This is a genomic window from Streptomyces sp. NPDC005805 (genome assembly GCF_040630445.1).
GTDB lineage: Bacteria > Actinomycetota > Actinomycetes > Streptomycetales > Streptomycetaceae > Streptomyces.
Window position 1 is genome coordinate 1 of sequence record NZ_JBEXXN010000030.1, and the last position, 24,832, is coordinate 24,832.

Sequence of the window (24,832 nt, forward strand, 5' to 3'; positions counted from 1 at the left end):
TGGATGTTGACGAAGTCGCCCGCGACGGGGCCGTTGCCGGCCTGGCCGCCGAAGCCGCCACCGCCACCGTTCTGGCCGTCGCCGTTGTCACCGCCCTGGTCACCACCGCCGTTGTCACCGCCCTCCTGAGCGGTGTCGTCGGCCTGCAGGGTGCAGGGGGCCATCGCCTCCAGGCCCTCGGGGCGCTCCCCGCTCACCCGGCCGATGGCGAGGGCGATCCGGTCGAGGACCGCGACCCGCTTGTCCTTCAGCGGGTTCAGGATCGCGTTGGTGGCGAACTCCGGGTCCTGGGCGATCTTCTCCCGCTCCGCGGCGAAACGCTGGTACGCCTCAGTGATCTGGGTGTCCAGCGTGGCCAGTTCCCGGTCGACCTCGGGGCGCGCGGCCTCCGGCACCTCCGGCAGTCCGTTCGCCGCCTCCGGGCACTTGATCGTGCTCGCGGCCGGACCGCCGCGCGTCTGCGCCGCGGAGTCCCCGCCGGGCCAGGGGCCCTGCCCCTCGCCCGCCGCCGCGTAGGTGTTCACCGCGACCAGCCCGGCCCCGCCCAGGATGAGGGCGATCGACGCGGCGGCCAGCCGGCTGCCCCGCCTCGAACGTCTTCGCACTGCCTGTCCCATGGGAATCCCTTACTCTCCTGCCCGTCGGGCGCGCGCCCGCGCCCGGCCGACGGCCCGGCGCGCTGCTGGATACGGATGCGGAGCGCGTCGCGTTCAACCCATCCGTCATCCGTTTCGCCACCCGCCCGTGGCAGGGCCGGCCCAACGGCCCGCGGGCCGCCCCCGGAAGGTTCCGGGAACGGCCCGCGGCCTTGGCGCGTGCGCGAATCCGCGCGTGGTGCGTGTGTGGTGCGCGCGCCGGTGTCAGCGGCCCAGCAGCCGCTTGATGCGCTTGCCCTCACGGGACTCGGAGAGCGTCTTCCACACCTTGTCCGAGCTGGTCGACACATACACGCCCGGCGCGCCCTGCTCCGCGCAGCCCTCGCCGTACGACACGACACCGATCTGGTACGTACGGCCCGAGACCTTGCGGAACAGCGGGCCGCCGCTGTCGCCCTGGCAGGAGTCCTTGCCCTCCACGCCCGCGCAGATGTTGACGGCCTTGTCGTAACCGCGGTAGGTCGCCCTGCACTCCGGGTGGGACAGCAGCGGCACGTCCACCCCGCGCAGCCGGTCCGGGTAGCGCGGGACGTCCGTGTTCACATTGCCCCAGCCGATGACCGTGGCCTTCGCGCCCGGGCGCAGCAGCGCGTCCGTGCCCTGGGTGGGCAGCTTCACGGCGGCCGTGCCCTTGACGGGCTTGGTCAGTTCGATCAGGGCGAGGTCGTACGCCTCCTTGCCCTTCAGATACCGCGGGTGCGAGACGATGCTGAGCACATTGCGGAGCTGTCCCTGCTTCTTGTTGGAGAGCACCGTGCGGCCGACCGTCACCTCCAGGTCCTTCGCCTTGACCCCGGTCACGCAGTGCGCGGCCGTGAGGATCACGGTGTCGGCTATCAGGCTGCCGCCGCAGAACTGGCGCTTGACCGGGTTCTCCTTGCCCTTGGTGAGCAGCGCCGCCATCCACGGATGGGCGCCGGTGGCCTGCTCCTTACCGCCGATGACGCGGACACCGGGCTTGGCCCGGTCGTCCTTCGGGGCGGCCTGCGCGGTGCCGGCCGTGACCGCCGTCGCCGTGAGGGCGAGGGTCACGGCGGACACGGTGCCCAGCGCCGCGACGCGGACCGTTCCGGACCGGAACGGGGATACCTTCATGGGGGGTTGTCTCCGCTTCTCGTATCGGTTGTCGGTGCCCGCCGGCCGGTTCGGCGGGCGGGCACCGGCATCTGCCGTCAAGCCAGACCGCGGAATCGGCTCCGGGGTTCATTCCCGGGCGGTACTTCCCGCAGGTGGAACCGCGCGGCGGCAGGCGAGTTGGGCGGCGGGAGCGGGGTATACGCACCGGCACAGCCCACCGCGGGAGTGAATCCCGGAGCACGAGGAGACAGAGATGTCCCGTCTGATCGCACGGATCAAGGCGTTCAGCCGCAGCCCTCAGGGCCGGCGGACCATCGACGCGGCCCGCCGGGCGGCCGCCGACCCGCGCCGCCGCACCCAGGCCCGCGGCCTGCTGCACCGCCTGCGGGGCCGCCGCCGCTGAGACGCGGGCCCGCGGCTCCCGGCACACCGGCGGGCCCGGGCGGCCGGTGCGCCGGGGGTGAGGGCGGCCCGCCCCCGGGGCACAGTGGACTGCGTGACGCACCAGGAACCAGACCAGGAACCGCATCGGGAACATCGGGAACACAGCCGCGAGGACGACGGGCCCGACCGTGCCCACCAGCGCCCCGAGGACGTCGACGACCGGACGGTGGAGGCACTCGGCGCCCTGTCCAAGGCGCTGGAGACCACCGAGCGGGCCCGCGGCCACCTCTACGCGTTCCACCAGCTGACCGGCACCGCCGACCTGGAGCTGGACCGGGCCGTCGAACTCCTGCGCGCCGCCGGGCACGACCGGTGGGCCGACCGGGTCCAGCGGGAGATCCTGGGGCGCAACGTGATCCCCGGCCGCTGGACCTTCCAGCTCGTCGAGGAGTACAACGCCACCTACTACGAGCCGTTCCGGACGCTCGAACGGTCAGCCCTGGCCGAACTGGCGGACGGCCGGGACCACCTCTACGAGGCCCGGATGAAAGAGGCCCGGCGCACGCACGGGCACCCCGACCACAGCGCCCGCCCCGGCAGCCCGGACACGCCCGCCGGCCCCGGCCCGGACCCCCGCCCCGGCTGAGCGCACCACCTCACTGGACCTGCCCGGCCCGTTCGGCCGGTGCCGCACCACCCGCCGCGGGCGCCGGAGCCGACACCCCGCCGCCGCAGCGGCCAACCGCGACGCGCCACGCCGCCGTGACCGCGTCCCGGGCCCGTGCCGTGGCCGCCCCCAGGTCCCGGGCGCCCGGCGCGGCCCCGCCCGCCGGGAACGGGCCTCCCGGGAACAGGTCCACCGGGCGGCCGATGTGCACATGGAGCCGGGGCCGCCGCAGGGGCGCGGTGAGCGCCCCGGCCAGCTGCTTCCCCGCGCCGCCCGAGGTGAGCCGGCGCGCGCCCGCCTGACCCACCGGCACGACCGGCGCGCCGGTGAGCGCCGAGAGGCGGGCGAGACCGCTGCGGAAGCCCTCCGGGGCCCGCTCCCCGGCGTCCCGCCTGCGGGGCAGGCCCCCTTCGGGGTAGAGGAGCACGGTCCGGCCCTGCTCCAGCGCGGCCGCGGCCAGGCCGAGCGCCTCGGCGGCCCGGCTGCCGCCCCGGTACACCGGGATGTGCCCCTCGCGCCGCAGCGCGGGACCGAGCACCGGCACCCGCCACAGCCCCGCGGCCGCCAGCACCACCGGCTCGGCACCGAGCCGCCGCAGCGCGGCGACGACCACGGCCGGGTCCGCCAGGGCGGTGTGGTTCGCGGCGAGGATGCTGCCGGGGGCGACCTCCCGCCCGCCGTCCCAGGTCACGGAGAGTTCGCCCGAGGCACGGACGAGGACATCGGCGAGGCGGCTGAGGGCGGACACGGGCGTCTCCTGGCGGCGTGCGGCGACGGCGGCCGGTGACCGCGGTCGGTGTCGGTGAAGGTCGGTGTCGGTGAAGTGCCGCCATCCTCGGCCCGTTTGCACCCCGCCCGCCTGAGCACCCCGACTCACCCGGCCCGCGCCGCCGTACTCACCCGCCCCGCGTCCCGGACCCACCCGCACGCACCCGCGCGGTGCACACCCCGCCCCCCGACCCCTCCTCCCCGCACGCACTCGCGCCGTGCGCACACCGGCCCCGCCGCCCCGGCGGCCCTCGCACCTCCCCGGACATGACAGCATCGGGGCATGGTGCAACGGATGATCGCCGCCTGCGACGGCGCGTCGAAGGGAAACCCCGGGCCCGCCGCCTGGGCGTGGGTGGTCGCGGGCGCGGACGGACGCGTCGCGACCTGGCAGGCGGGCCCGCTGGGCCGCGCGACCAACAACGTGGCCGAACTGACCGCGCTGCGCGAACTCCTGGAGTCCGTCGAGGAGACCACACCGCTGGAGGTCCGCATGGACTCCCAGTACGCGATGAAGGCCGTCACCACCTGGCTCCCCGGCTGGCGCCGCAAGGGCTGGAAGACGGCCTCCGGCTCGCCCGTCGCCAACCGCGACCTGGTGGTGGCGATCGACGGCCTCCTCGCCGGACGCGATGTGCGGTTCGTCTACACGCCCGCCCACCAGGTCGACGGCGACCCGCTGAACGCCGCCGCGGACGCCGCGGCCAGTGCCGCCGCCCGGACCCAGGAGGCGGCCGGCTCCGACCGGGGCTCCGTCCTGCCCCCGCCCGAGGCGCCCACCCGGTCCGGCCCCCCGCGCGGCGGCACCGGTGGCGCGGCCGGCACCCGCCGCTCCGGCGACGGGACACCGCGTGCCCGCTCCGGCAAGGGCACCTCCTCGCGGGCCTCGGTGAAGGCGAAGTTCCCCGGCCGCTGCCGCTGCGGCCGCCCCTACGCGCAGGGCGAGACCATCACCAGGAACACCGACGGCTGGGGCCACCCCGCCTGCGCCACCGCGTCCGCCGGAAGCTGAGCCGGAGCCGGGCGGGAAGGCCCGCCCGGCCCGCGCCAACGGCCCGGCCGCCGCCCGGCCGTCCGGCACTGCGCGGTCGGCCGTCCGGCACTGCACGGCCGACACCTGCGCGCCCCCCGGTCGTTGGCACTCGGGAGGAGGTGACAGCGCCTGTGGCCCGCGCCTTTAGGGTGATCCCCATGTCTGCCGTGCTCAGCTCCACCAGGACCCGTGCCGCGCTCCGGTCGTCGGCGCGCACCTCCGTCCAGTTGCTCGCCGTCCTCGTGATGACCTGGGTGACCCTGTGGGTCCTCGGCCGGATGTGGCCGGTCGTCTGGCCGCTCATAGTGGGCCTCTTCCTCACCACCCTGACCTGGCCCGCCGCCCGCTTCCTGCGCCGCCACGGCTGGCGTCCCGCCCTGGCCGCGACCGTGGTCACCGTGGGCTTCCTGCTCCTCGTCAGCGGGATCGTGGCGATCATCGCCGTGCCCGTCGCCTCCCAGTCCGGTGAGCTGGCCGACGGCGTCGCCGAGGGCGTGCAGCGGCTGCGGGACTGGGCGGCGGGCCCGCCGCTGAACATCGGCGAGGACCAGATCTCCGGCGCCTTCGACTCCGCGACCGCCCGCATCCAGGACAGCCTCGGCAGCATGGTCACCGCCGTCGTCACCGGCGTCGGCACCGTGGTCAACGGGGTCGTCACCGCCGTCCTCGCCCTCTTCCTGATGTTCTTCTTCCTCAAGGACGGGCCCCGGTTCCTGCCCTGGCTGACCCGCCAGCTCCCGGGCCGGACGGCCGTCCACGTACCGGCCGTCGCGGAACGCGGCTGGGAGACCCTCGGCTCGTTCGTCCGCTCCCAGGCCTTCGTCGGACTCCTCGACGCCGTCTTCATCGGCCTCGGCCTCTGGATCCTGGACGTCCCCCTGGTGCTGCCGCTCGCCGTGCTGACCTTCGTCTCCGCGTTCGTGCCCATCGTCGGCGCCCTGTTCGCCGGCTTCGTGGCCGTGCTCATCGCCCTGGTGTCGAACGGGCTCACGGACGCGCTGATCGTGCTGGCCGTCATCATCGTGGTCCAGCAACTGGAGGGGAGCGTCTTCCAGCCGATGATCCAGAGCCGCGGCCTCGGTCTCCACGCGGCCGTGGTCCTGCTCGCCGTCACCCTGGGCGGCAGCCTCGCCGGAGTGGTCGGCAGCCTCCTCGCGGTGCCCGTCGCCGCCCTGATCGCGGTCGCCTGGAACTACACCCGCGAGCAGCTCAGCGACCCGCCGGCCCCGGAGCCGGCCGCCGACCCGGACGGCGAACCCGGCCCCGAGCCGGACCCCGCACCGGGCCCGGGTGCCGCCGTCCCCGCGTAACCGGCCCCCTGCGGGCGATCCGCCGCCGGGGACGGGGTACAGGAACGGCATGGACCATGTGCCCTGGCTCCTCGTGGCCGCCGCCCTGCTCGCCCTCCTGGCGGCGGTCTACGCGGCCGTCCTCCTCGTCCGCGTCTTCCGCGCCCGCAGGCTGCTCCTCGACGCGGGCGTCCCACTGCAGTCCAAGGCCCTGTTCTGGGCCGCCGTCGTCTACACGATCTCGCCGGTCGACCTGATCCCGGACCCGGTCTACCTGGACGACATCGGCGTCCTGCTGCTCGCCCTGCGCGCCCTCCACTCCGCGGCCGCGTCCGCGGACCGGACCGGCCGGGGCACCCCGCCCTGACCGGGCGGGCTGCCCCGGCCCGGCGACCCGCCTCAGCCCATCGCCCGGTCGAGGTTGACCGCCGCGCTGATCAGCGCCAGATGGGTGAACGCCTGCGGGAAGTTGCCCAGTTGCTCACCCGTGACACCGATCTGCTCCGCGTACTGGCCGACATGGTTGGCGTAGGTGAACGTCTTCTCCAGGGCGAGGCGGGCGTCCTCGATCTGCCCGGTGCGGGTCAGGGCCTCCACCCACCAGAAGGAGCAGATGGAGAAGGTCCCCTCGATGCCGGCCAGGCCGTCCCCGGAGACCGACGCGTCGTAGCGGAACACCAGGGAGTCGGTCACCAGGCCCCGGCCGATCGCGCGCATCGTCGAGCGGAACCGCTCCTCCTGCGGGGAGCAGAACTTCACCATCGGCATCACCAGCAGCGAGGCGTCGAGGATCTCCGGAGGCTGCTCGCCGGGCACGTCCGAGAGGCGCTGCACAAAGCTGCCGAGCCGCTCGTTCCAGCCCTCCGTCATCACCTGCCGGTAGATGTCGTCGCGCACCGAGGTCCAGCGGGCCAGATCGCCCGGCAGGCCCCGCTGGCGCGCCATCCGGACCATCCGCTCGACCGCCACCCAGCACATCACCCGCGAGTAGGTGTGGCGCCTGCGCCCGGCACGGGTCTCCCAGATCGACTCGTCCGTCCGGTCCCAGTTGCCGAGCAGCCACTCCAGCACGCCCGCCAGATCCGACCAGGTGTCCCAGGTGATGCCGTCGCCGTACTTGTTGAACAGATAGACGGAGTCCACGAGTTCGCCGTAGACATCAAGCTGGAGCTGGTCGGCGGCGCTGTTGCCGATGCGCACGGGGGAGGAGCCGCAGTAGCCCTCCAGATGGGGCAGCTCCTCCTCGGGGAGGTCCGCGTGGCCGTCGATCGAGTACAGCACCCGCAGCGGCCCGGTGCCCCGGCCGCCCCCGCGGCTGTCGCCGTCGCCGTCGCTGTCACTGCGGCGCACACAGCGGGCGAGCCAGCCGACGAACGCCGCGGCCTCGTCCGTGAACCCGAGGCGCAGCAGCGCGTAGAGGGAGAAGGCCGCGTCCCGGATCCAGACGTAGCGGTAGTCCCAGTTGCGGCTGCCGCCCAGCTCCTCGGGGAGGCCGACGGTGGGCGCGGCGACGATCGCGCCGGTGGGCTCGTGGGTCAGCAGCTTCAGGGTGAGCGCCGAGCGGTGCACCGTCTCGCGCCACCGGCCGGTGTACGAGGACCGGCCGAGCCACTTCCGCCAGAACGACACGGTGGACCGGAAGAGCTGCTCGGCGGCCTCCGCGGACAGCTCCTCCACCGGGCAGTCGCTGCCCGGCTCACGGGTCTCCAGCACGAACAGCGCGCTGTCGCCCTCCGTGAGCAGGAACTCCGCCCCGGCGTCGGCGCCCTCCGCCCCGGTCCGCTCCAGCGGGACGCTGCTGTGCACACTGACCACCAGCCGGTCGGTCAGGAACTCGGCGACGTGCTCGCGCAGACTCAGCTCGTGGCGGGCGCGCCCGTAGTCCATGCGCGGGGCGACGACCGTCCGCATCCGCATCCGGCCGCGGACGGCGACCACCCGGCGCACCAGCCGCTGCCGGTGCCCCGGGTCGTGCGGGCGCAGCACCGGCATGAAGTCCTGCACCTCCACGATGCCGTCCGCGGTGAGCATCCGGGTGATGAGGATGTTGGTGTCCGGGAAGTAGAACTGCTGGCGGGACGCGGTCCGGCAGAGCGGTTCCAGATGCCAGCAGCCGCCCTTCTCCGCGTCCAGGAGGGAGCCGAAGACACTCGGGGAGTCGAAGCGCGGGGCGCAGAACCAGTCGATGCGCCCGTCGGTGCCGACGAGGGCGGCGGTGCGCAGATCGCCGATCAGGCCGTGCTCGGCGATCGGCAGATAGCGCGGCGGCGGCGCCTCCCGGTCCGGCCGGCCGCCGTCCCGGGGAGGGGTGCGGTCGTCGTCGCGCGCGTCGGATGTCATGAAGTCGCCCACTCTCGTACCGGTCCGGCGCGGTCATCGTGTGCGGGGCCGCGCCGCCCGCCAACGCGCCCCGCCGGGATTCCCCCGTACGCCGCAACACGGGCCGGGCACCGGGGCCGTACGCCCAGGCCGGCCGTGGGCACAGGAACGGCCGTGGGGCCCGGCACGGTGTGTGCCGGGCCCCACGGCCCCGGTGAGCGCGCCCCTCAGGCGCGGACGATGTTCTCCGCCTGCGGCCCCTTGGGGCCCTGGGTCACGTCGAAGGTGACGGTCTCCCCCTCGGCCAGCTCGCGGTAGCCGTTTCCGGAGATGTTGCTGTAGTGCGCGAAGACGTCCGGACCGCCGTCCTGGGCGATGAAGCCGAAGCCCTTCTCGGCGTTGAACCACTTCACGGTGCCGCTGGCCATGGTGCTGTTCCTTCGTTCTTGCCGGGGTGCCCGGCAGGGGATGCGATACGGGCCGGTGCCACGTGGCCCGGCAAACGGTCTACCCGCTTTTCGTCCGGCTCTCACACCTGTGGCACCGGCCCTAAGGGTGAACCCGGCGCTCCCGGGGGTGACCTCAGCGGCCCGCGGGCGCCACCATCGCCGCCAGTGCCGTGCGCCAGTCCTCACCCGGCCGGGGGCGCAGCTCCGGCGCGAGCCGGTCCGCGCGGTAGCGCCACGGATGGTCCAGGTCCCGGGGCACCTCGTCGGTCTCGACGACCCCGCCCCCGGCGCCCAGCAGACCCGTCAGCCCGGTCGCGAAGTCGAGCCAGGACACATGCCCGCCGACCGCGTTGGCCACCCCGTGCACCGGGGCGTCCAGGCAGGACACCACGGACCGGGCCAGGGCCGCCGCGTGCACCCACGGCGCCCCGTACCAGGGCCGGCCGCCCGCACCCGCGCGCGGCACCGCCACCGGCCTCCCCTCCGCGGCCGCCTGGTACAGCGACCCGGTCGCCCCCCAGCGCAACTGCTCCCGGAACCGGTCGTGGCCGCCCCACACCAGCGGTGAGCGGACCGCGCTCGCCCCGCCCCGCCCGCCGGTGCCCGCCGCGCGCAGCACCATCGCCTCGCACTCCCGCTTCGCCCGCCCGTACGGGCTCAGCGGCTCCACCGACGGGTCCTCCTCGGCGACCTCCGCGCCCTGTGGACGCCCGTACGCGTCCGTGCTGCTGACGAAGACGAACGGCCCCCGCCGCCACGCCCCGGCCATGGCCTCCATCGCCGCCCGGTCCACCTCGTGACGGGTGAACGTGCACGCCGCGTGGACGACCGCGTCCGCGTCCCGGACCGCCGCCCGCAGGCCGTCGAGGTCGGCGAGATCGCCCTCCACGACGTCCACGCCCTCCCCGCCGGCCAGATGCGCCGACTCCGGGCGGGCCAGCGCCAGCACCGGGCGGCCCCGCGCCACCAGCTCACGCACCACGAACGCGCCCACCCCGCCGGTCGCGCCGGTGACCAGCACCGTGCCCTCACGGGAGCGCCGCGCCCGGCCCGTCCCGGAGGCCGCCTTCGCCGCCGCCCGCTCCGCCTCTCGGGCGTCCAGCAGCGCGGTGATCGCCCGAGGCGTGCGCGCCTGGAGGACGTCCAGACCGGTCAGCGGCAGCCGCACCGCCGCCCGCAGCCGCTCGGCCAGCTGCACCGCGACCAGCGAGTGGCCCCCGAGCGCGAAGAAGTCGTCGTCCGGGCCCGGCGTACGGCCCAGCAGCTCACGGAAGCCCCCGGTCACCGCCTCGGCCCTCGGCCCCTCGGGAGCCGGCGCGGCCGGCAGGCCCGGCAGCGCGGACACCACGGCGGAGCCGTCCTCCGTACGCGGCAGCGCGTCCAGCAGCATCACCGCGGCGGGCACCTGCGCGGCCGGCACCCGGCCGCGCAGGAAGGACCGCAGCTCGGCGGGCGGCGGACCGGACACGCCCCGCGGCACCGCGTACCCCAGCAGCGGCCCGCCCTCCGGCGCGACCACGGCGGCGTCCGCGAGCCCCGGGTGCGACCGCAGCGCCGCCTCCGCCGGGTGAACCTCCCGGCCGCCCGAAGGCGTCGCGGCCGGCAGCCGGGACAGCGGCAGCGAGGGATCGGCGGCCACCGCCGCCAGCAGCGCGGCGTGCGACTCGGCCAGGGCGGTGCCCGTCTCCTCGTCCAGCGCCGAACCCGCGTGCTGCACCAGCGCGGCGGGCCGGGCGGTGTCCAGCAGACCGAACGACAGGTCGAACTTGGCCGCGCCCGCCGGGACGTCCACGTACTCCCCGGTGGTGCCCGGCAGCCGCAGGGCGGTCGGCTCGCCGAGGACATCGGCCGTCACCCTGACCAGCGCCGTCCCGTCCGCGCCCCGGGCGGCCGCCCCCAGCCGCTCCAGCACCAGGTCGAACGGGACCTCGCCGTGCTCCTGGGCGGTGAGCTGGGCGTCCCGGACCCGGTCCAGCAGGGTGCCGAACGCCGGATCACCCGACAGGTCCACCCGCACGGGCAGGGTGTTGACGCACAGTCCGACCAGCCCGCGCATCCCGCTGCCCCGGCGGTGCGTGCCCGCCACCCCGATCACCAGGTCGTCGGCGCCGGTCAGCCGGTGCAGCGAGGCGAACGCGGCCGCCAGCGCGACCGTGAACGGGGTGCAGCGGTGCCGGGTGCCCAGCTCCCGCAGAGCGGCGGGCAGTTCCGGCGGCAGCGAACGGGTGAGGGTCACATTCCCCTCCGACGCCGCCCCGGCCGGACGCGGCAGCGGCACCGGCGCCGCACCGGCCAGCCGGTCCGCCCAGTGGCGCAGCCCCTCCTCGAAACCGCCCAGGCCGGAGTCCTCCCGCCGCGCGTGGTCCGCGTACTGCGGCGGCCCCGCCGGCAGCCCCGCGTCACCCCCGCCGGCGGCCGCCGCGTACAGGGCGGCCAGCTCCGCCGCCACCGTCTCCAGGGAACCGCCGTCGATGGTGATGTGATGGAAGGTCACCAGCACCGTGTGGTCGCGCTCGCCGTGCCGCAGCACCAGCAGCCGGGGCAGCGCCCCCGCCGCCAGGTCGAACGGCCGCCCCGCCTCCTCGGCCAGCAGCCCCGGAGCCTCCTGCGCATCGCAGGCGGTGACCACCGGCGCGATGCGCCCCGGCGCCGGCAGGGTCTCCTGGAACGGCTCCCCGTCCTCCTGCCCGAACCGGGTCCGCAGCGCCCCGTGCCGTTCGACCAGCGTGCCCAGCGCCGTGCCCAGCGCCTCCGGGTCCAGCTCGCCCCGGACCCGGGTCGCGAACGGGACGCTGTAGGAGTCGCCCGCCCCGCCGAGCCGGTCCAGCAGCCACATCCGGCGCTGGGCCCGGGACAGCGGAGCCCTTCCGTTCTCCGCGCTCTCCCGGCGTGCGGGCGTCCCGGGCCCCGGGCGGCCCGAGGCACGGGCGCGGGCCCGGCGCAGCAGCTCCTCCTGGAGGGCCTGGGCCGAAGGGGTGGTGTCAGCGGCCATCGGTCGTCGCCTCCGTGGTCTCGGGGTGCAGATCGGTGTGCGCGGCGAGCAGGACGCGTTCGACCAGGGCGGCGTGGGCGGCCACGGTCGGTTCGGCGAAGAAGTCGGCGAGGGCCACCTCCACGCCCAGCTCCTCGCGCAGGTCGTCGGTGACCACCAGCGCCAGCAGCGAATGCCCGCCCAGGGCGAGGAAGTCGGCGTCCGCGCGGGTCACCTCGGAGCCGAGCGCCCGCCCCCACACCTCGGCCACCGCCTGCTGGAGCGGCGTCAGCGGCTCCGCCGGGACGCCGTCCCCGTCGCCGCCCGGCAGCAGTTCACCCAGCCGGCGGCGGTCCACCTTCCCCGAGGTGGTGAGCGGCAGCCGCTCCACCACCGTCAGCTCGTCCGGCACCAGATGCGCCGGCAGCGTGAGCGCCAGCCGCTCCCGCAGCGCCGAGCCGCGCGGCACCGGACCGGGCGCGGCGACCACGTACCCCACCAGGCGCACATCCCCCGGACCGGGCCGGTGCACGGTCACCGCCGCGTCGTCCACCCCGTCCAGTCCGCGCAGCGCGTGCTCCACCTCACCCGGCTCGATGCGGTGGCCCCGCACCTTCACCTGGTCGTCGGTGCGGCCGTGGAAGTGCAGCAGCCCGCCCTCGCCGAGGGACACCACATCACCCGTGCGGTACAGCCGCCCCGCGCCCGGCCGGTCGGCGAACCGCTCGGCGGTCAGCTCCGGACGGCCCACGTACCCGTGCGCCAGCCGGCTCCCGCCGATCCACAACTCACCGCGCTCCCCGTCCGGCACGGGCCGCCCCCCGGCGTCCAGGACATACGGCACCGCGCCCGCGATCGGACGGCCGATCGGCACCTGGCCGTCGCAGTCCGCGTCGGTCACCCGGTGCGCGGTGGCGAAGGTCGTCGCCTCCGTCGGCCCGTAGCCGTTGACCAGCTCCAGCCAGGGGAACGCCCGCAGCACCTCCCGCGCGGGCTGCGCCGCCAGCGCCTCCCCGCCCACGACGACACTCCGCAGCACCGAGAACACCCGCGAACGGCGCGCCGCGAGCTGGTGGAACAGGGCCGTGGTGAAGAAGGCGACGGTCACACCGTGCCGTTCCACATGCTGGGCCAGATCCTCGAACGAGGGCCGCTCCACCGTGCACACCACCACGGCCGCCCCGTTGGCCAGCGCGCCCCACACCTCGAAGGTCGAGGCGTCGAAGGTCGCGGGGGAGTGGAACAGCACCCGGTCCCGGGCGGTCACGGTGACGTACTCCGGGTCCGTGAGCAGCTCCGCGATCGCCCGGTGCGGCACGGCCACGCCCTTCGGGCGGCCCGTGGACCCGGAGGTGAACATCACGAACGCGGTCGCGTCCGGGGCCAGTTCGGCGGCGGGCGTCTCCACCCCGGCGAGCGGCTCGTGCCGGGGCAGGGACAGCGTCGGGCCGTCCAGACCGGCCGACTCCAGCAGCTTGGCGTCGCCGACGGTGAGTCCGACGCCCGCGTCGGCGGCCATCGCCTCGGTCCGCGGCCGCGGATGCGCCGGGTCCAGGGGCACGCACACCGCGCCCGCCCACCACAGGGCGAGCTGCGCGACGACCGCCCCCGAGCAGCGGGGCATCAGCAGCCCGACCGGGTCCCCGGGGGCGACACCGCGCTCCCGCAGATGACCCGCGAGGGCGCTCGCGGCGGAGACCAGTTCGGCGTAGGTGAGGGTGGTGTCCCCGTCGACGACGGCCAGGGCGTGCGGGGTGCGCGCGGCGTGCCGGGCCACCAGGGCGGGCAGCGTACGCGGCGGAGTGTCCCCGTCCGGCCCGAAGGCGGGCGCGAACGCCGGGCGGGCGGGTGCGGGATGCGGGTCGAGGACGGTCATCTCAGGTCCCTTCCGTTCGGCGGTCGGTGGTACGGCGTGCGTCGACGAGGGCGGCGACGGCGCGCAGATCCGGCTGTCGCAGCAGTTCGGGGGCGCGCAGCCGCACCCCGGCCTCCCGCCGGATCACGGCCAGCAGCCGGGCGGCGGCCAGCGAGGTGCCGCCCGCCGAGGTGAAGTCGTCGTCCAGACCGGCATCCGGCAGACCGAGTTCACCGCGCACGGCGGTGAGCACCAGCCGCTCGCCGAAGGTGGCCCCGGCCGTGGGCTCCGCGCCTGGCTCGGCGGGCCGGTCCGGCTGCCGGGCCAGCTCGGCCCGGTCGACCTTCCCGTTGGCGTCCAGCGGGAACGCGTCCACGATCCGCACGGCGGCGGGCACCGCCTGCTCCGGCAGCCACGCCCGCACGGCGGCGAGCAGCGCGTCCCCGACGGGCCGCGCGCCCGGCGCGGGCCGGACATGGGCGACCAGCCGGGTACGCCCCTCGGGGGTGCGGGACGCGGTGACGACGGCGCCCCCGACCCCCGGGTCCTGCTCGAACGCGGCCTCCACCTCGGCCGGTTCGATCCGCACCCCGCCGACCTTCACCTGGTCGTCCAGCCGCCCGAGGAACTCCAGCACCCCGTCGGCGTCCATCCGCACCCGGTCACCGGTGCGGTAGAGGCGGTCCACGCCGGGGACGGCGGACACGGGGGGTGCGGGGGGTGCCTCGACGGGCGCGCCGGTGGCGCCCGCCGGGCGGGCACCGCCGTGCGCGCCGGGGGTCGCGGGGGACCCGACGGCGCCGGCGCGTCCATCTGCGGTGGCCTCCGGGGCACCCGCCGGCGCTCCCGCGCCCGGCACGGCGGCGAGCCCGGACGGTGCGCCCGTGCCCGGGTCCGCGGCGGCGGCCTGCGCCCCGCCCTGCGGGTCAGCGGCGCCCGGCACCCGGGCGAGCCCGGAGGCCGCGCCCTCGGCCGCGCCCGGACCTGGCGCGCCCTCGGCGGCCCGCGCCCCGTCGTGCGCGGCGTCACCCGCCGGTGCCGACGCGCCCGGCGCGGCGGCGTCCTCCCGTACCGGCGGGCCCGTGAAGCGGCGGGCCGTCAGCTCGGGGTCCACGTAACCCAGCGCCAGGAGCGCGCCGCCGATGCGCAGTTCGCCCTCCTCGCCGACCGCCACGGGCCGACCGTCCGGGCCGGTCACGGCGACGGTCGCGCCCGGGACCGGGCGGCCGATCGGCGGCGCGGACGACAGGTCCGCGGGCCGCTCGCCCGGCCGTATCGTGTGCACGGTGGTCACCACCGTCGCCTCGGCCGGCCCGTACGCGTTGTGCACGGTCGCGGTCACGTCCGCGCCGGGGTGGCGCCGCATCCGGTCGCCCCCGACGACCAGGTGACGCAGCACCAGATCCGCGGGCCAGGGCCCCTCCAGCAGCGGTTCCGCCATCGGCGTGGCCGCGACGGACACGGTCACGGCCGCGTCCCGCCACCACTCCGCGAGGACCGCCGGGTCCCAGCGCACCTCGTCCGGCGCGGGCACCAGGGCCGCGCCGGAGGTCAGCCCGGCCCACAGCTCCATCACATGCGGATCGAAGGCCACCCCGATCAGCAACGACTGGCGGTCGCCCGGGGCCAGCCCGGTCTCGTCCCGGTACCAGTCCAGCAGCCCCGCGAGGGACCGCTCACCGACCGCCACGGCCTTCGGCCGGCCCGTCGAGCCGGAGGTCAGCACGGCGTAGAACGCCCCCGCCGGCGCACGGCGCGCCCCCGCCGCACGCTCCTCGGCGAACGCCGCGACGACCGTGGCCACCGCGTTCGCGCCCCGGTCCGGCAGCGGCAGCTTCACCTGCTCGCCGTCCCGGTGCGCCGGCGGCAGCACCCCCGGGTCGCCGATGAGGCAGACGACGTCGAGGTCCTCGGCGACCGCCTCGGTGCGGCGCGCGCCGGGCCGGGGACCGAGCGGCAGATACACCGCGCCCAGCCGGGCGAGGGCGACGGCGGCGACGACGAGGGCCGCGGACCGGTCGAGGCAGACGCCCACCAGGTCCCCGGGACGCACCCGTCCGCGCAGGACGGCCGCGGCCTCGTCGGCCGCCGCGGATATCTCCTCGTACGTCCAGTCGTGCGCGCCGTCGGTGACGGCCGGGGCGTGCGGAGAGGTGCGCGCCCACTCCTCGAAGCGGGCGAGGACGGCCTGCGCCGCGCCACCCGCGGGCCCGTGGGCCACGGCGGGGGCGCCGGACGTCGGTGCGGTGGTGTCGTTCATCGGGACTCCGTCGAAGTGGTCGGGGCGGCGGGGGCGGCGGCCGCGAGGGCGCCCGCCTGTTCGGCGAGGACCGGGTGCTGGAACAGGACCCGCAGCGGCGGCCGGTGGCCGAGGTGCGGCTCCAGCCAGGCGGCCAGCTGCGCGGCCAGCAGCGAGTGCCCGCCGGCGTGGAAGAAGTGCGAGGCGGTGTCGAAGCGGTCGTGGCCCAGGACCGTGCGCCAGCCCTCGGCGAGCAGCGCCGTCATCGGGTCCGCCGCCGCCCTCGCGTCGCCGCGCGCCTCCGTGCCCGAGCCGTCCGCCTCCGTGCCGGAGCCGTCCGCCTCCTTCTCCGGGGCGGGCTCCAGACCGGCGGCCGCCCGGGTGAGGGCCGCCCGGTCCGGCTTGCCGCCCGACAGCGTCGGCATGGCGGCCAGCCGCGCCCACTGCGCCGGGACGAGCGCGGCCGGCAGCCGGCGGCTCAACTCCGCGTGCAGCGCCCGCTCGTCCCACTCCGCGCCGCCGTCACCGGCCTCAAGGAAGCCCACCAGACGCGGACCGCCCGGGGACTCCCGGTCCAGCACCACCGCGCAGGACCGGCCGCCGAGCGCGGCGGAGGCGGCCGCCTCCACCTCCTCCAGCTCGATGCGGTGGCCGCGCAGCTTCACCTGGTGGTCGCGGCGGCCGAGGAAGTACAGCTCCCCGTCGAGACCCCGGTAGCCCAGGTCGCCGGTGAGGTAGACGCGCTCCCCGCCGAGGGCGTCGAGGGCGACGAACCGTGCCGCCGTCGTCTCCGGGTGGCCGTGGTAGCCCTCCGCCAGACCCGCCCCCGCGACGGCCAGTTCGCCCACCGCCCCGTCCGGCAGGAGCCGCAGGCCCGCGTCCAGGACATGGACGCGCTCCCCGGGCAGCTCGGTGCCGAGCGGCACCTCCGCCGCGTGCCGCAGACTCTCCGCGGTGATCTCGTGGACCGTGCTGCTGACCGCCGCCTCGGTGACGCCGTAGACGTTGAGCAGCCGCGCGTCCGTCTCCGCGCGGAAGGACCGCATCACGTCCGCCGGCAGCCGCTCACCGCCCAGGGCCAGCAGCCGGGGCGCCCAGCGGCCCTCGCGGAGCGCGGGCACCAGGTCCGCACGGACCGCCAGGAAGTAGCTGGTCGGCAGATTGGCGACGGTGATCCGCGCCGAGGCGAGCAGCCCGGCCAGCTCCGTGCCGGTCGGCACATCGGTGTCCGGGACCACCAGGCAGGCACCGGCGTGCAGCGACGGAAGGACTTCCTCCAGGGCCACGTCGAAGGACGGCTGGGCGAACAGCAGCACCCGGTCGCCCGGGACCAGGCCGAACCGCGCGGCGGCGCCGGTCAGATGGTTCTCCAGCGCGGTCCGGCCGACCGCGACGGGCTTGGGCGTACCGGTGGAGCCGGAGGTGTGGATGACGTACACCGCCCCGGGGACTTCCCCGGCCCGGCGGGCGGCCGGCAGACGCGGCGCGTCGACATCGGCGGTGGGCAGGCCCTCCGGGACGGGCACCTCGATGCCGGGCGCGGTGAGGACGAGCGCGGGGGAGAGGCGGGTGAGCAGCAGCTCCAGCCGGGCCGGCGGATCGGACGGCGAGAGCGGGCAGTACACCGCCCCGGTGCGCAGGCAGGCGAGCAGTGCGACCACGGACTCGGCGCCGCGCGGCAGCACACAGGCGACCGGCTGCCCGGCCGTCACCCCGGCCGCGCGCAGCCGCTCGGCGAGCCCGGCGACCCGGGCGTCCAGGTCGCCGTAGGTGACGCGCCGGGCGCCGATCAGCAGCGCGGGCCGGTCGGGGTCGTGCGCGGCGACCGGGTCCAGCAGATCCCGTCCGGCACCGTCCGTCGCGGGCCCGGCGTCCGGGGTGGTGGCGGTGGCGCCGGGGGCCGGGAGAGCGGGTGGCGGCGCGAGGCTCGCGAGGGGCGTGGCGGGCGCGTCCAGATAGGCGCGGAGCAGGCCGACGAGACGTTCCGCCAGCAGGGTGGCCACCGGCTCGCCGAACCGGTCGGCGTCGTAGTCCCAGACGAGGGTCATCCCGGCGGCCCCGTGCCGGACACTCACACCCCGCCGGTCGTCGGGCAGCAGCACCACATCGAGGTCGAAACGGGTGGTGCCGGTGTTGAAGCCCTCGAACAGGGTGACGTCCAGACCCGGCACGTCGATCTCCGGCAGCACGGCGTCATGCGCGCTGAACATGACGGCGAAGAGCGGGTTGTCCGCGCCCGAGGTGTGCAGTCCGAGGGCCCGGGTCAGCTCCTGGACGGGCGTCTCCTGGTGCGGCAGCGCCCGGATCAGGGTGTCGGTGACCTCCTCGGTCGCCTCCTCCGCCGGGGCCGCCGGGTCCAGGTCGAGCGCCAGCGGGATGGTGTTCACGAACATCCCGACGGCGTCCTCGAAGCCCCGCGGCCGGTTGCCGACCGCCGTGCCCACGACCATCCGGGACCGCCCGCTGTGCCGGCGCAGCAACTCCGCGAAGAGCCCCAGCAGAACGGCGAACGGGGTGAGTCCCCGTTCGCGGGAGTGCGCGCGCAGCCGCTCCGCGAGGTCGGCGCCGATCGACTGGCGCAACTGCCCGCCGTGGTGCCGGCGCGCGGCGCCCGGCCTGGCCAGTCCGGGCAGCGGCAGATCGCGGGGGACGTCCGCCAGTTCGGCCTTCCAGAACGCCAGGCTCTCGTCCGCGCTTCCGTCCGCTTCCCCGGCCGCGGCGCGCTCCCGCCGCTCCTCGCGGGCCGCCGCCTGGGTACGCACATGGTCGGCGTACGAGGAGGCGGGAGGCAGCGTGACGGGCTCGCCCAGGACATGGGCGCGGTAGACCGAGAACACGTCCTTGAGCAGGATCGCGAAGGAGTGCCCGTCGTGGATCAGATGGTGCTCGACATGGATCAGCCGGTGCCGGTCCGCCGCGAGCCGCACGAGGGTCCAGCGCAGCAGCGGCGCCTCCTCGGTGTCGAGAGGGGTCTCCGCCTCGGTGCGCAGCAGATCGCGGAAGGCGGCCTCGGGGTCGGCCTCGCCGCTCAGGTCCACCGTGCGCAGACGCGGGGCGCAGGCGTCGGCGACGCGCTGGCCGGGCATCCCGCCCGGCACGGGGACCAGTTCGAGGCGCAGCCCGGGGTGCCGGTCGAGGGTGGCGGCGAGACCGCGGCGCAGCGCCTCGGCGTCGAGTGAGCCCCACAGGTCGAGCGAGGCGGTGAAGTTGTAGGCGCGGCTGCCGGGCTGTACCTGCTCGTGCAGCCAGACGATCTCCTGCGAGGAGGAGAGCGGAAGCATGGGCGATCCCTGGGGGTTGTCGGGTCGGTCTGGGTGGTGTCCGGGCACGGTCGCGGCCGGACGGGCCGGGGCGGATCCGCGGGTCGCGCGGTCCCGCCCGGCGGGCACCCCGGCCGGTCGGCCGGGGACGTGGTCTGAGGGGGGCGGACGGTGGTCCGGGGGCGAGCGGGTGACACGGGGCGGGCTGTGGGGCGCGGGGCTGTGTGGTCTGGGCCCATGTGGTCCGGGGACGTGTGGTGGGGCGCTGTGTGGCCGCGGCCCGTGTGGCGGGGCCGTGTGTGGCCGGGGCCTGTGTGACGCGGACCTGTGTGGCCGGGACCTGTGTGGTCCGGGCACACGTGGTGCGGACATATGTCATCCGGGCACCTGCGCTGCGGCCGCTCGTAGGGCGCGCGCACATCCCGCGCCACCACATGGCCCTCGCCCACACATGCGGCGCACCCACACGCGACGAAGAACCCCGGCCCCCGCCCCCGGCCCGCGTCCCGCTTCAGGCGGCCGCCGCTCCCGCCGCGCGCAGCGCCCCCGCGAGGGCGTCGAACGCCCCCGTGGCGGTGTCGTCGGACAGGACCGCGCGGTCCCAGACCATCCGCACATGGAGGTCCGCCCCCTGGGTGACCGAGACGGCGAACGGCCCGCGCACCGGGCGCCCGTCGACGTGGACCTCCCGGCCGGTCACCCCGCCGAGGACGAGCGGGGGCCGGCCGCGCGCGTCGTCCACGGTCAGCAGCCCGTCGAGCCGGCCGGTCCAGCCCGAGCCCGCGGCCCGGGCGGCGCGGACCACCGCGTCGAACGGGGTGTCGGCCCGGTCCAGGTCGTCCCACCAGGCGTCGGCGGTGGAACCGCCCACGGGCGCCCCACCCCCGGCCGGGAAGACGACGGTGTTCAGGAAGCAGCCCAGCACCGGCGCCGCGCCCGGCGGCCTGCCACCCCACGGGTAGCCCAGCGGCACCGGGGCGTCCGTCCGGTACAGCGCCCGGGCCGCGGCGGCGCAGGCGTCGAGGAGTACGGGGAACGACGCCCCACCGGGCGCGGCCGGAACCCGCAACTCCGCTGCCCCACTGGGCAGTTCCTGCGCCTCCGGCGCCTCGGCCGGGACCGCCCGGGGCAGCGGCGCGTGCTCCCGTACCGTCCGCAGCCGGTCGCCCCAGTAGGCCAGCGCCTCCGGTGACGACGCGCGCTCCTCCGCGTCCAGGTGCAGCAGCACCGCCGAGCGGTAGGCGTCCAGTTCGGCCTCCGCCGCCCCGGCCCCGCGCTCCCCGTTCCCGTCCTCGGCGTACGCGGCGGTCAGCTCCCTGACGATGCGCGCCAGCGACTGCCCGTCGCACGCGGCATGGTCGAGGACGATCGCGAGGGTCTCCCGCGCTCCGCCGGGCCCTTCGGCCGCGCCCCCGTCCCGGCCGTCCTCCCCGTCGTCCCGGACGAGGAAGATCCGCATCGCAGGCCCGTCCGCTTCCCATGCCGCGAGCACCCGCCGCAGCGCCGCCGCCGCGCTCTCCCCGGGCGCGCGGTCGACGCGCGTGACCGGGACGTCCGGTTCGGTGAGCGCGAGCACGGGCGTGCCGCGCAGCACGGTGGGCCGGGCCCGCAGCACCGGGTGCAGCCTCGCCAGGCGGTGCGCCGCGCCACGCAGCCGCGCGATGTCCACCGTCCCGGCCGGGAACGCGAAGAACATCGGCACGAGGTCCGGCCGCCCGGCCCGGTCCAGTGACCGCACCAGCACGAAGCGGCGCTGCGCACCGGTGACGGGAAGGAGGTGCGGTGTCCCGTCACCGGTGTCGAGCCGCCGGTAGCGGGCCAGGTACTGGCTCGTGATGCTGTGCACGGGTTCCTCTCTCGAAGTGGTTCGTCTCTCGCCGCCCGGCACGAAAGCGCCCGGGCCGCGTCAGGGCAGGGGGCTACGGGGCCTCGGCCCGTACCGGCGTCCCGTCCCCCGCCGCCGGACCGCCGGCCGCGTCCCCGGCCGCCGGACCGCCCCCGCCGCTCATGTCCCCCTCCCCGTCACCGTCCGCCGGCGCCGGCAGATCCCGCATCCGGCGCAGCGGAGAGAACAGCAGCGGCAGCGGCACCAGCAGGAAGCCCGCCGCGCAGCAGACCAGCGCCGCGCGCGGCCCGAACGCGTCGGCCAGGGCCCCGCCCGCGAGGGCGCCGAGCGGCAGGGTCCCCCACATCAGGAATCTCAGGGTGGCGTTCATCCGGCCCAGCAACTGCGGCGGGCAGAGCGCCTGACGGAAGCTCACCTGGGCCACGTTGTAGACCACGGAGCCGAAGAACACCGCCCCGGAGGCCACCGCGAAGAGGGCCGCGCCCGCCCCCGGCGAGGACAGCGGCCACAGGACCGCGAACGGGCCCGTCACCAGGACCGACAGCCAGATGATCCGCGCCTGCCCGAACCTGCGCCCGATCACCCCCGCGCACAGCGCCCCGGCGAGCCCGCCGACCGCCGCCGCGGAGAGGATCAGACCGATCGTCGCGGGCCGCAGATCGAGGACCCGGACCAGGAACACGGTCTGCGTGGCCATCAGGACGGCCGTGAAGAAGTTGCCCAGACCCGTGGCGGCGGCGATCACCCGCAGCAGGGGATGGCGGACGACGAAGCGCAGCCCCTCGGCGACGTCCGCGCGCAGCGAGGCGCCGGGCACCTTCTCCGGCCGTTCCTCGGTGCGCCGGATGCCGAGCAGGAACAGGGCGCTGAGGGCGTAGCCGATCGCGTCGGCCACGATCGCCAGATGCGCGCCTAGCAGCTGCACCAGGGAGCCGCCCAGGCCCGGACCGGTGACCTGCGCGGAGGAACGCACCGTCTCCAGCGCGCCGTTGCCCGCGACCAGGTGCTCCCGGGGGAGGAGGTGGGGCAGATAGCTCTGGTGCGCCACGTCGAAGAAGACGGTGGCGGCACCGGTGACCAGGGCCACCACATAGAGCTGGGTCATCGTCAGCACACCGGTGACGCCCGCCACGGGGACGCTCGCCATGGCCACCGCCCGCACCGCGTCGGCGCGGATCATCAGCGGCAGCTTGCGCATCCGGTCCACCCAGGCCCCCGCCGGCAGGCCGATCAGGAGGAAGGCCGCCGTCTCGGCGGCGGTGAGCAGCCCCACCTCGAACGCGGAGGCGTCGAGCACCAGAACCGCCACGAGCGGCAGGGCGACCAGGGTGACCTGCGCGCCCACCTGGGAGGCGGCGGCACCGGCGAGCAGCAGCCGGAAGTCGCGCAGACGCAGCGGGCCACCGTTCCCGGAGGCGGTTCGTGTAACGGACATGTGAACGACCCTCACTGAACGGCCGATCAGTAGTCAAAGTGACGTGCTCACTTTTGACCATTTTCCTTCTGTGTTTCAGCGGAAATGCGGGAAATTTTTCACGATGTAGAGGTAGTCCCCGGATGAATCACTACGCGGGGCACACGAAGGCACGCGGGGCCGCCCCCCGGTCGCGGCCCGCGGCCGGGGTGTCCCGTACCCAGAGTCACAGGCGCCACTCTGGCCGAAAGCCGCCGTCCGCACTTGTTGCGGGCGGAGTGGGTCATTCCCTCTGCTAAAGGCGAATCCGGGCCGGACCGGGCCCGGTTGCGGGCCTGGACGGGGACGCCCTGTGGTGCGGAGGGCGCCGATCCCCTCATCATGAACCTGCCATGACAATCCGGCGGGCCCGCCGGGTTCGCCGGGCCCACGGAGGAGGCAGTGTGCGCGGATCCCTGGCCAAGGCCCTGACCGTCGTCCTGGCGGTGCCGCTGCTGGTGCCCACCGCGCTGCCCGCGCCCGCCCACGCCGCCGAACCCCCGCCCACCGCAGCCGGCTCGTCGCCCGGGGCCACCGCCACCGCCGTCACCGGCCCCAGCGCCCGGGGCCCGGCCGTCGCCGCCGACTGGACGCCCCCGCTCAGCACCCGCGGCCGCTGGATCGTCGACGCCGACGGAGACCGCTTCAAACTGCGCTCCGGCAACTGGCACGGCGCCAGCGGCACATGGAACGGCTCCGGCAGCCGCGACGACGACGCCAGCCACCACGCCGGCGAGAACTCCGGCCGCGTCCCCCTCGGCCTCGACCGCGCGCCCATGGCCGAGATCATCGACGGCTTCCTGGAGATCGGGATCAACAGCATCCGGCTGCCCTTCTCCAATGAGATGGTCCGCGACACGACCCCCGTCACCGACCGCGCGGTGGCCGCGAACCCGGCGCTGCGCGGCCTGACACCGCTCCGGGTCTACGACACGGTCGTCCGGGAACTGACCGCCGCCGGCCTCGCGGTGATCCTCAACAACCACACCAACACCACCCGTTGGTGCTGCGGCGTCGACGGCAACGAACGCTGGAACGCGAACGTGACGGCCGCGCAGTGGGAGGACGACTGGCTGTTCATGGCCCGCCGCTACCGGGACAACCCGCGCGTGGTGGGTGCCGACCTCTACAACGAGGTCCGCCGCTCGGTCTGGGACGACCCCAACTGGGGCCTCGGTGACCGCCACGACTGGTTCGCCGCCTCGCAGCGCGTCGGCGACCGCATCCTGACCGAGGCCGACCCGGATCTGCTGATCGTCGTCGAGGGGATCAACTGGACCGGTCTGCCCGTCGACGGCCTGCCGCACGGGCGACCCACCCTGGAACCCGTCCGGCAGCTGTCCCACACGCTCGTCGACTCCGGGAAACTCGTCTACTCCGCCCACTTCTACGACTACACCGGCCCCCGCCACAGCGGCGCCACCGGCCTCGGCGAGACCAGCGACCCCCGCTACCGGGACCTCGGCCCCGCCGAACTCGCCGCCACCGTCGAGCGCCAGGCCCTCTTCGCCGCAGCCGAGGGGGACCGGCACTTCACCGCCCCCGTCTGGATCAGCGAGTTCGGCGCCGGAGGCCGCGAGGAGACCGGGGCGAAGCAGCGGGCCTGGTTCGAGAACTTCACCGACCTCCTGGTCCGCGCCGACGCCGACTTCGCCTACTGGCCCCTCGTCGGCTGGCACCAGGACCGCCGGGGCAACGGCTGGGCCCTGCTCCACTGGGACACGGCCGGCCGGCGGATGGGCGTCCACGACGGCGACGACTGGCGCTCCGCCGCCTGGTCCCGGCTCACCGGCACACCCGGCCGCACCGGCCCGGTGCCGCCCGCGACCCGCTGGTCCATGCTCGCCCCGGACCACGGCGACACCGTCCAGTCGCGGCGAATGCGTGCCCTGCCCGACGTCGACCCCGGCGCCCGCAAGGCGGTCTGCCCGGACGGGCAGCGCCTGATCGGACTCGCCCGCACCGGCAACCGCGGCCTCTGCTCGGACGCCGTCGCGGGCCCCGCCGGGGCTCCGTCCGGCGGCTTCGAGGCGGTCAGGGACGAGCGGCATGTCGAAGGAGGCCGGGACTGGGCGCACGGCTACACCAAGTTCCAGTGCCCGGCCGGACACGCGATGACCGGCTACGGCGTGCGCGGCGCAGCCGTCTCCTCCGCCCTGTGCACCCGCATCCCGGGCGGTGCGGCGGCCGCACCCGGCCGCACGGTCTGGTTCGACCGCGGCGACAACCGGGGCTCCGCCCCGGCGGGCGGGGACTTCGCCCACGGTCGGTACAAGGGCCAGTGCGCCGACCACGAGTACGCGGCGGGCGTCGCCTGGACCGGCCGGCTCGGCTCCGCCCGCACCCCGGACGCGCTGTACTGCCGCCCCCTCGGCTGAACCGGCCCCGCCTCCTTCCCGTGGCCGGTTTCGGGCCGCCCGGCCCCCGCCGGGCGGCCCGAAACCCTCCAGGAGAAAGGTTCCTTCACGGGGTCGACACAGGATGGGCTCCCCGTGTCCACTCCCTGGTGGTCGGGACATGCCAAGCTCCATGGCTTGAAGCATCCGCTGTGAACCGACTGCCGGGC

At 75.9% G+C, this 24,832-nt stretch carries 16 protein-coding genes and 1 pseudogene; 6 read left to right on the forward strand and 11 right to left on the reverse strand.

Features of this window, described 5'->3' with window-relative positions:
• A pseudogene (locus tag ABZ457_RS18085) lies at window positions 1-617 on the reverse strand (hypothetical protein); the annotation flags it as partial.
• A gap of 243 nt (window positions 618-860) precedes the next feature.
• On the reverse strand, window positions 861-1,751 hold the full coding sequence (locus ABZ457_RS18090; protein WP_359158560.1) for a serine protease: 891 nt from the start codon (window positions 1,749-1,751) through the stop codon (window positions 861-863).
• Window positions 1,752-1,986: 235 nt separating this feature from the next.
• Here ABZ457_RS18090 and ABZ457_RS18095 point away from each other — a divergent pair, with 235 nt between their 5' ends.
• Together ABZ457_RS18095 and ABZ457_RS18100 are read left to right on the forward strand one after the other, a co-directional pair.
• Window positions 1,987-2,136 carry a hypothetical protein gene (locus ABZ457_RS18095; RefSeq protein ID WP_359158561.1) on the forward strand — a complete coding sequence of 50 codons (150 nt, stop codon included), beginning with the start codon at window positions 1,987-1,989 and terminating at the stop codon, window positions 2,134-2,136.
• Window positions 2,137-2,229: 93 nt separating this feature from the next.
• On the forward strand, window positions 2,230-2,763 hold the full coding sequence (locus ABZ457_RS18100) for a hypothetical protein (RefSeq protein WP_359158562.1): 534 nt from the start codon (window positions 2,230-2,232) through the stop codon (window positions 2,761-2,763).
• A 10-nt stretch (window positions 2,764-2,773) separates the two neighbouring features.
• Here ABZ457_RS18100 and ABZ457_RS18105 read toward each other — a convergent pair whose 3' ends face one another.
• The gene (locus ABZ457_RS18105) at window positions 2,774-3,532 is read right to left on the reverse strand and encodes a lysophospholipid acyltransferase family protein (protein ID WP_359158563.1); all 759 of its coding nucleotides are present in this window, start codon (window positions 3,530-3,532) and stop codon (window positions 2,774-2,776) included.
• A gap of 303 nt (window positions 3,533-3,835) precedes the next feature.
• Here ABZ457_RS18105 and ABZ457_RS18110 point away from each other — a divergent pair, with 303 nt between their 5' ends.
• The 3 genes from ABZ457_RS18110 to ABZ457_RS18120 all read left to right on the forward strand — a co-directional run bounded on the left by ABZ457_RS18110 (window position 3,836) and on the right by ABZ457_RS18120 (window position 6,241).
• The gene (locus ABZ457_RS18110) at window positions 3,836-4,564 is read left to right on the forward strand and encodes a ribonuclease H (protein WP_359158564.1); all 729 of its coding nucleotides are present in this window, start codon (window positions 3,836-3,838) and stop codon (window positions 4,562-4,564) included.
• Window positions 4,565-4,743: 179 nt separating this feature from the next.
• A complete protein-coding gene (locus ABZ457_RS18115; RefSeq protein ID WP_359158565.1) occupies window positions 4,744-5,895 on the forward strand; it encodes an AI-2E family transporter in 1,152 nt (383 codons plus the stop codon).
• 49 nt (window positions 5,896-5,944) lie between these two features.
• Window positions 5,945-6,241, forward strand: coding sequence for a YkvA family protein (locus ABZ457_RS18120; RefSeq protein ID WP_359158566.1), 297 nt, complete (start codon window positions 5,945-5,947; stop codon window positions 6,239-6,241).
• A 32-nt stretch (window positions 6,242-6,273) separates the two neighbouring features.
• Here the strand turns inward: ABZ457_RS18120 and ABZ457_RS18125 are convergent, their stop codons facing one another.
• From ABZ457_RS18125 to ABZ457_RS18160, 8 genes are all read right to left on the reverse strand, one after another.
• Window positions 6,274-8,214 (reverse strand): glycoside hydrolase family 15 protein, encoded by a 1,941-nt coding sequence (locus ABZ457_RS18125; protein WP_359158567.1) that lies wholly within the window; start codon window positions 8,212-8,214, stop codon window positions 6,274-6,276.
• 206 nt (window positions 8,215-8,420) lie between these two features.
• Window positions 8,421-8,621, reverse strand: coding sequence for a cold shock domain-containing protein (locus ABZ457_RS18130; RefSeq protein ID WP_359158568.1), 201 nt, complete (start codon window positions 8,619-8,621; stop codon window positions 8,421-8,423).
• A 154-nt stretch (window positions 8,622-8,775) separates the two neighbouring features.
• Window positions 8,776-11,634, reverse strand: coding sequence for a condensation domain-containing protein (locus ABZ457_RS18135; protein WP_359158569.1), 2,859 nt, complete (start codon window positions 11,632-11,634; stop codon window positions 8,776-8,778).
• On the reverse strand, window positions 11,624-13,489 hold the full coding sequence (locus tag ABZ457_RS18140; RefSeq protein WP_359158570.1) for a non-ribosomal peptide synthetase: 1,866 nt from the start codon (window positions 13,487-13,489) through the stop codon (window positions 11,624-11,626). The genes ABZ457_RS18135 and ABZ457_RS18140 overlap by 11 nt, the downstream gene beginning before the upstream one ends.
• A 1-nt stretch (window position 13,490) precedes the next feature.
• Entirely contained in the window at window positions 13,491-15,728 is a 2,238-nt protein-coding gene (locus ABZ457_RS18145; RefSeq protein WP_359158571.1) for a non-ribosomal peptide synthetase, read from the reverse strand.
• On the reverse strand, window positions 15,725-18,988 hold the full coding sequence (locus tag ABZ457_RS18150) for an amino acid adenylation domain-containing protein (RefSeq protein ID WP_359158572.1): 3,264 nt from the start codon (window positions 18,986-18,988) through the stop codon (window positions 15,725-15,727). The genes ABZ457_RS18145 and ABZ457_RS18150 overlap by 4 nt, the downstream gene beginning before the upstream one ends.
• A 490-nt stretch (window positions 18,989-19,478) precedes the next feature.
• Window positions 19,479-20,813 (reverse strand): non-ribosomal peptide synthetase, encoded by a 1,335-nt coding sequence (locus tag ABZ457_RS18155; RefSeq protein WP_359158573.1) that lies wholly within the window; start codon window positions 20,811-20,813, stop codon window positions 19,479-19,481.
• Window positions 20,814-20,886: 73 nt separating this feature from the next.
• Window positions 20,887-22,248: an MFS transporter gene (locus tag ABZ457_RS18160; RefSeq protein WP_359158574.1), complete on the reverse strand. Its 1,362-nt coding sequence runs from the start codon at window positions 22,246-22,248 to the stop codon at window positions 20,887-20,889.
• Between the two features lie 371 nt (window positions 22,249-22,619).
• Here ABZ457_RS18160 and ABZ457_RS18165 point away from each other — a divergent pair, with 371 nt between their 5' ends.
• Entirely contained in the window at window positions 22,620-24,644 is a 2,025-nt protein-coding gene (locus tag ABZ457_RS18165) for a cellulase family glycosylhydrolase (protein WP_359158575.1), read from the forward strand.
• The last annotated feature ends 188 nt before the right edge of the window (window positions 24,645-24,832 follow it).

Bases quoted from the DNA above. Each gene is read 5' to 3' on its own strand.
- ABZ457_RS18145 (WP_359158571.1), bottom strand. From the start codon at position 15,728: ATGAACGACACCACCGCACCGACGTCCGGCGCCCCCGCCGTGGCCCAC.
- ABZ457_RS18135 (WP_359158569.1), bottom strand. From the start codon at position 11,634: ATGGCCGCTGACACCACCCCTTCGGCCCAGGCCCTCCAGGAGGAGCTG.
- ABZ457_RS18160 (WP_359158574.1), bottom strand. From the start codon at position 22,248: ATGTCCGTTACACGAACCGCCTCCGGGAACGGTGGCCCGCTGCGTCTG.
- ABZ457_RS18130 (WP_359158568.1), bottom strand. From the start codon at position 8,621: ATGGCCAGCGGCACCGTGAAGTGGTTCAACGCCGAGAAGGGCTTCGGC.
- ABZ457_RS18095 (WP_359158561.1), top strand. From the start codon at position 1,987: ATGTCCCGTCTGATCGCACGGATCAAGGCGTTCAGCCGCAGCCCTCAG.
- ABZ457_RS18110 (WP_359158564.1), top strand. From the start codon at position 3,836: ATGGTGCAACGGATGATCGCCGCCTGCGACGGCGCGTCGAAGGGAAAC.
- ABZ457_RS18120 (WP_359158566.1), top strand. From the start codon at position 5,945: ATGGACCATGTGCCCTGGCTCCTCGTGGCCGCCGCCCTGCTCGCCCTC.
- ABZ457_RS18090 (WP_359158560.1), bottom strand. From the start codon at position 1,751: ATGAAGGTATCCCCGTTCCGGTCCGGAACGGTCCGCGTCGCGGCGCTG.
- ABZ457_RS18140 (WP_359158570.1), bottom strand. From the start codon at position 13,489: ATGACCGTCCTCGACCCGCATCCCGCACCCGCCCGCCCGGCGTTCGCG.
- ABZ457_RS18125 (WP_359158567.1), bottom strand. From the start codon at position 8,214: ATGACATCCGACGCGCGCGACGACGACCGCACCCCTCCCCGGGACGGC.
- ABZ457_RS18150 (WP_359158572.1), bottom strand. From the start codon at position 18,988: ATGCTTCCGCTCTCCTCCTCGCAGGAGATCGTCTGGCTGCACGAGCAG.
- ABZ457_RS18165 (WP_359158575.1), top strand. From the start codon at position 22,620: ATGACAATCCGGCGGGCCCGCCGGGTTCGCCGGGCCCACGGAGGAGGC.
- ABZ457_RS18115 (WP_359158565.1), top strand. From the start codon at position 4,744: ATGTCTGCCGTGCTCAGCTCCACCAGGACCCGTGCCGCGCTCCGGTCG.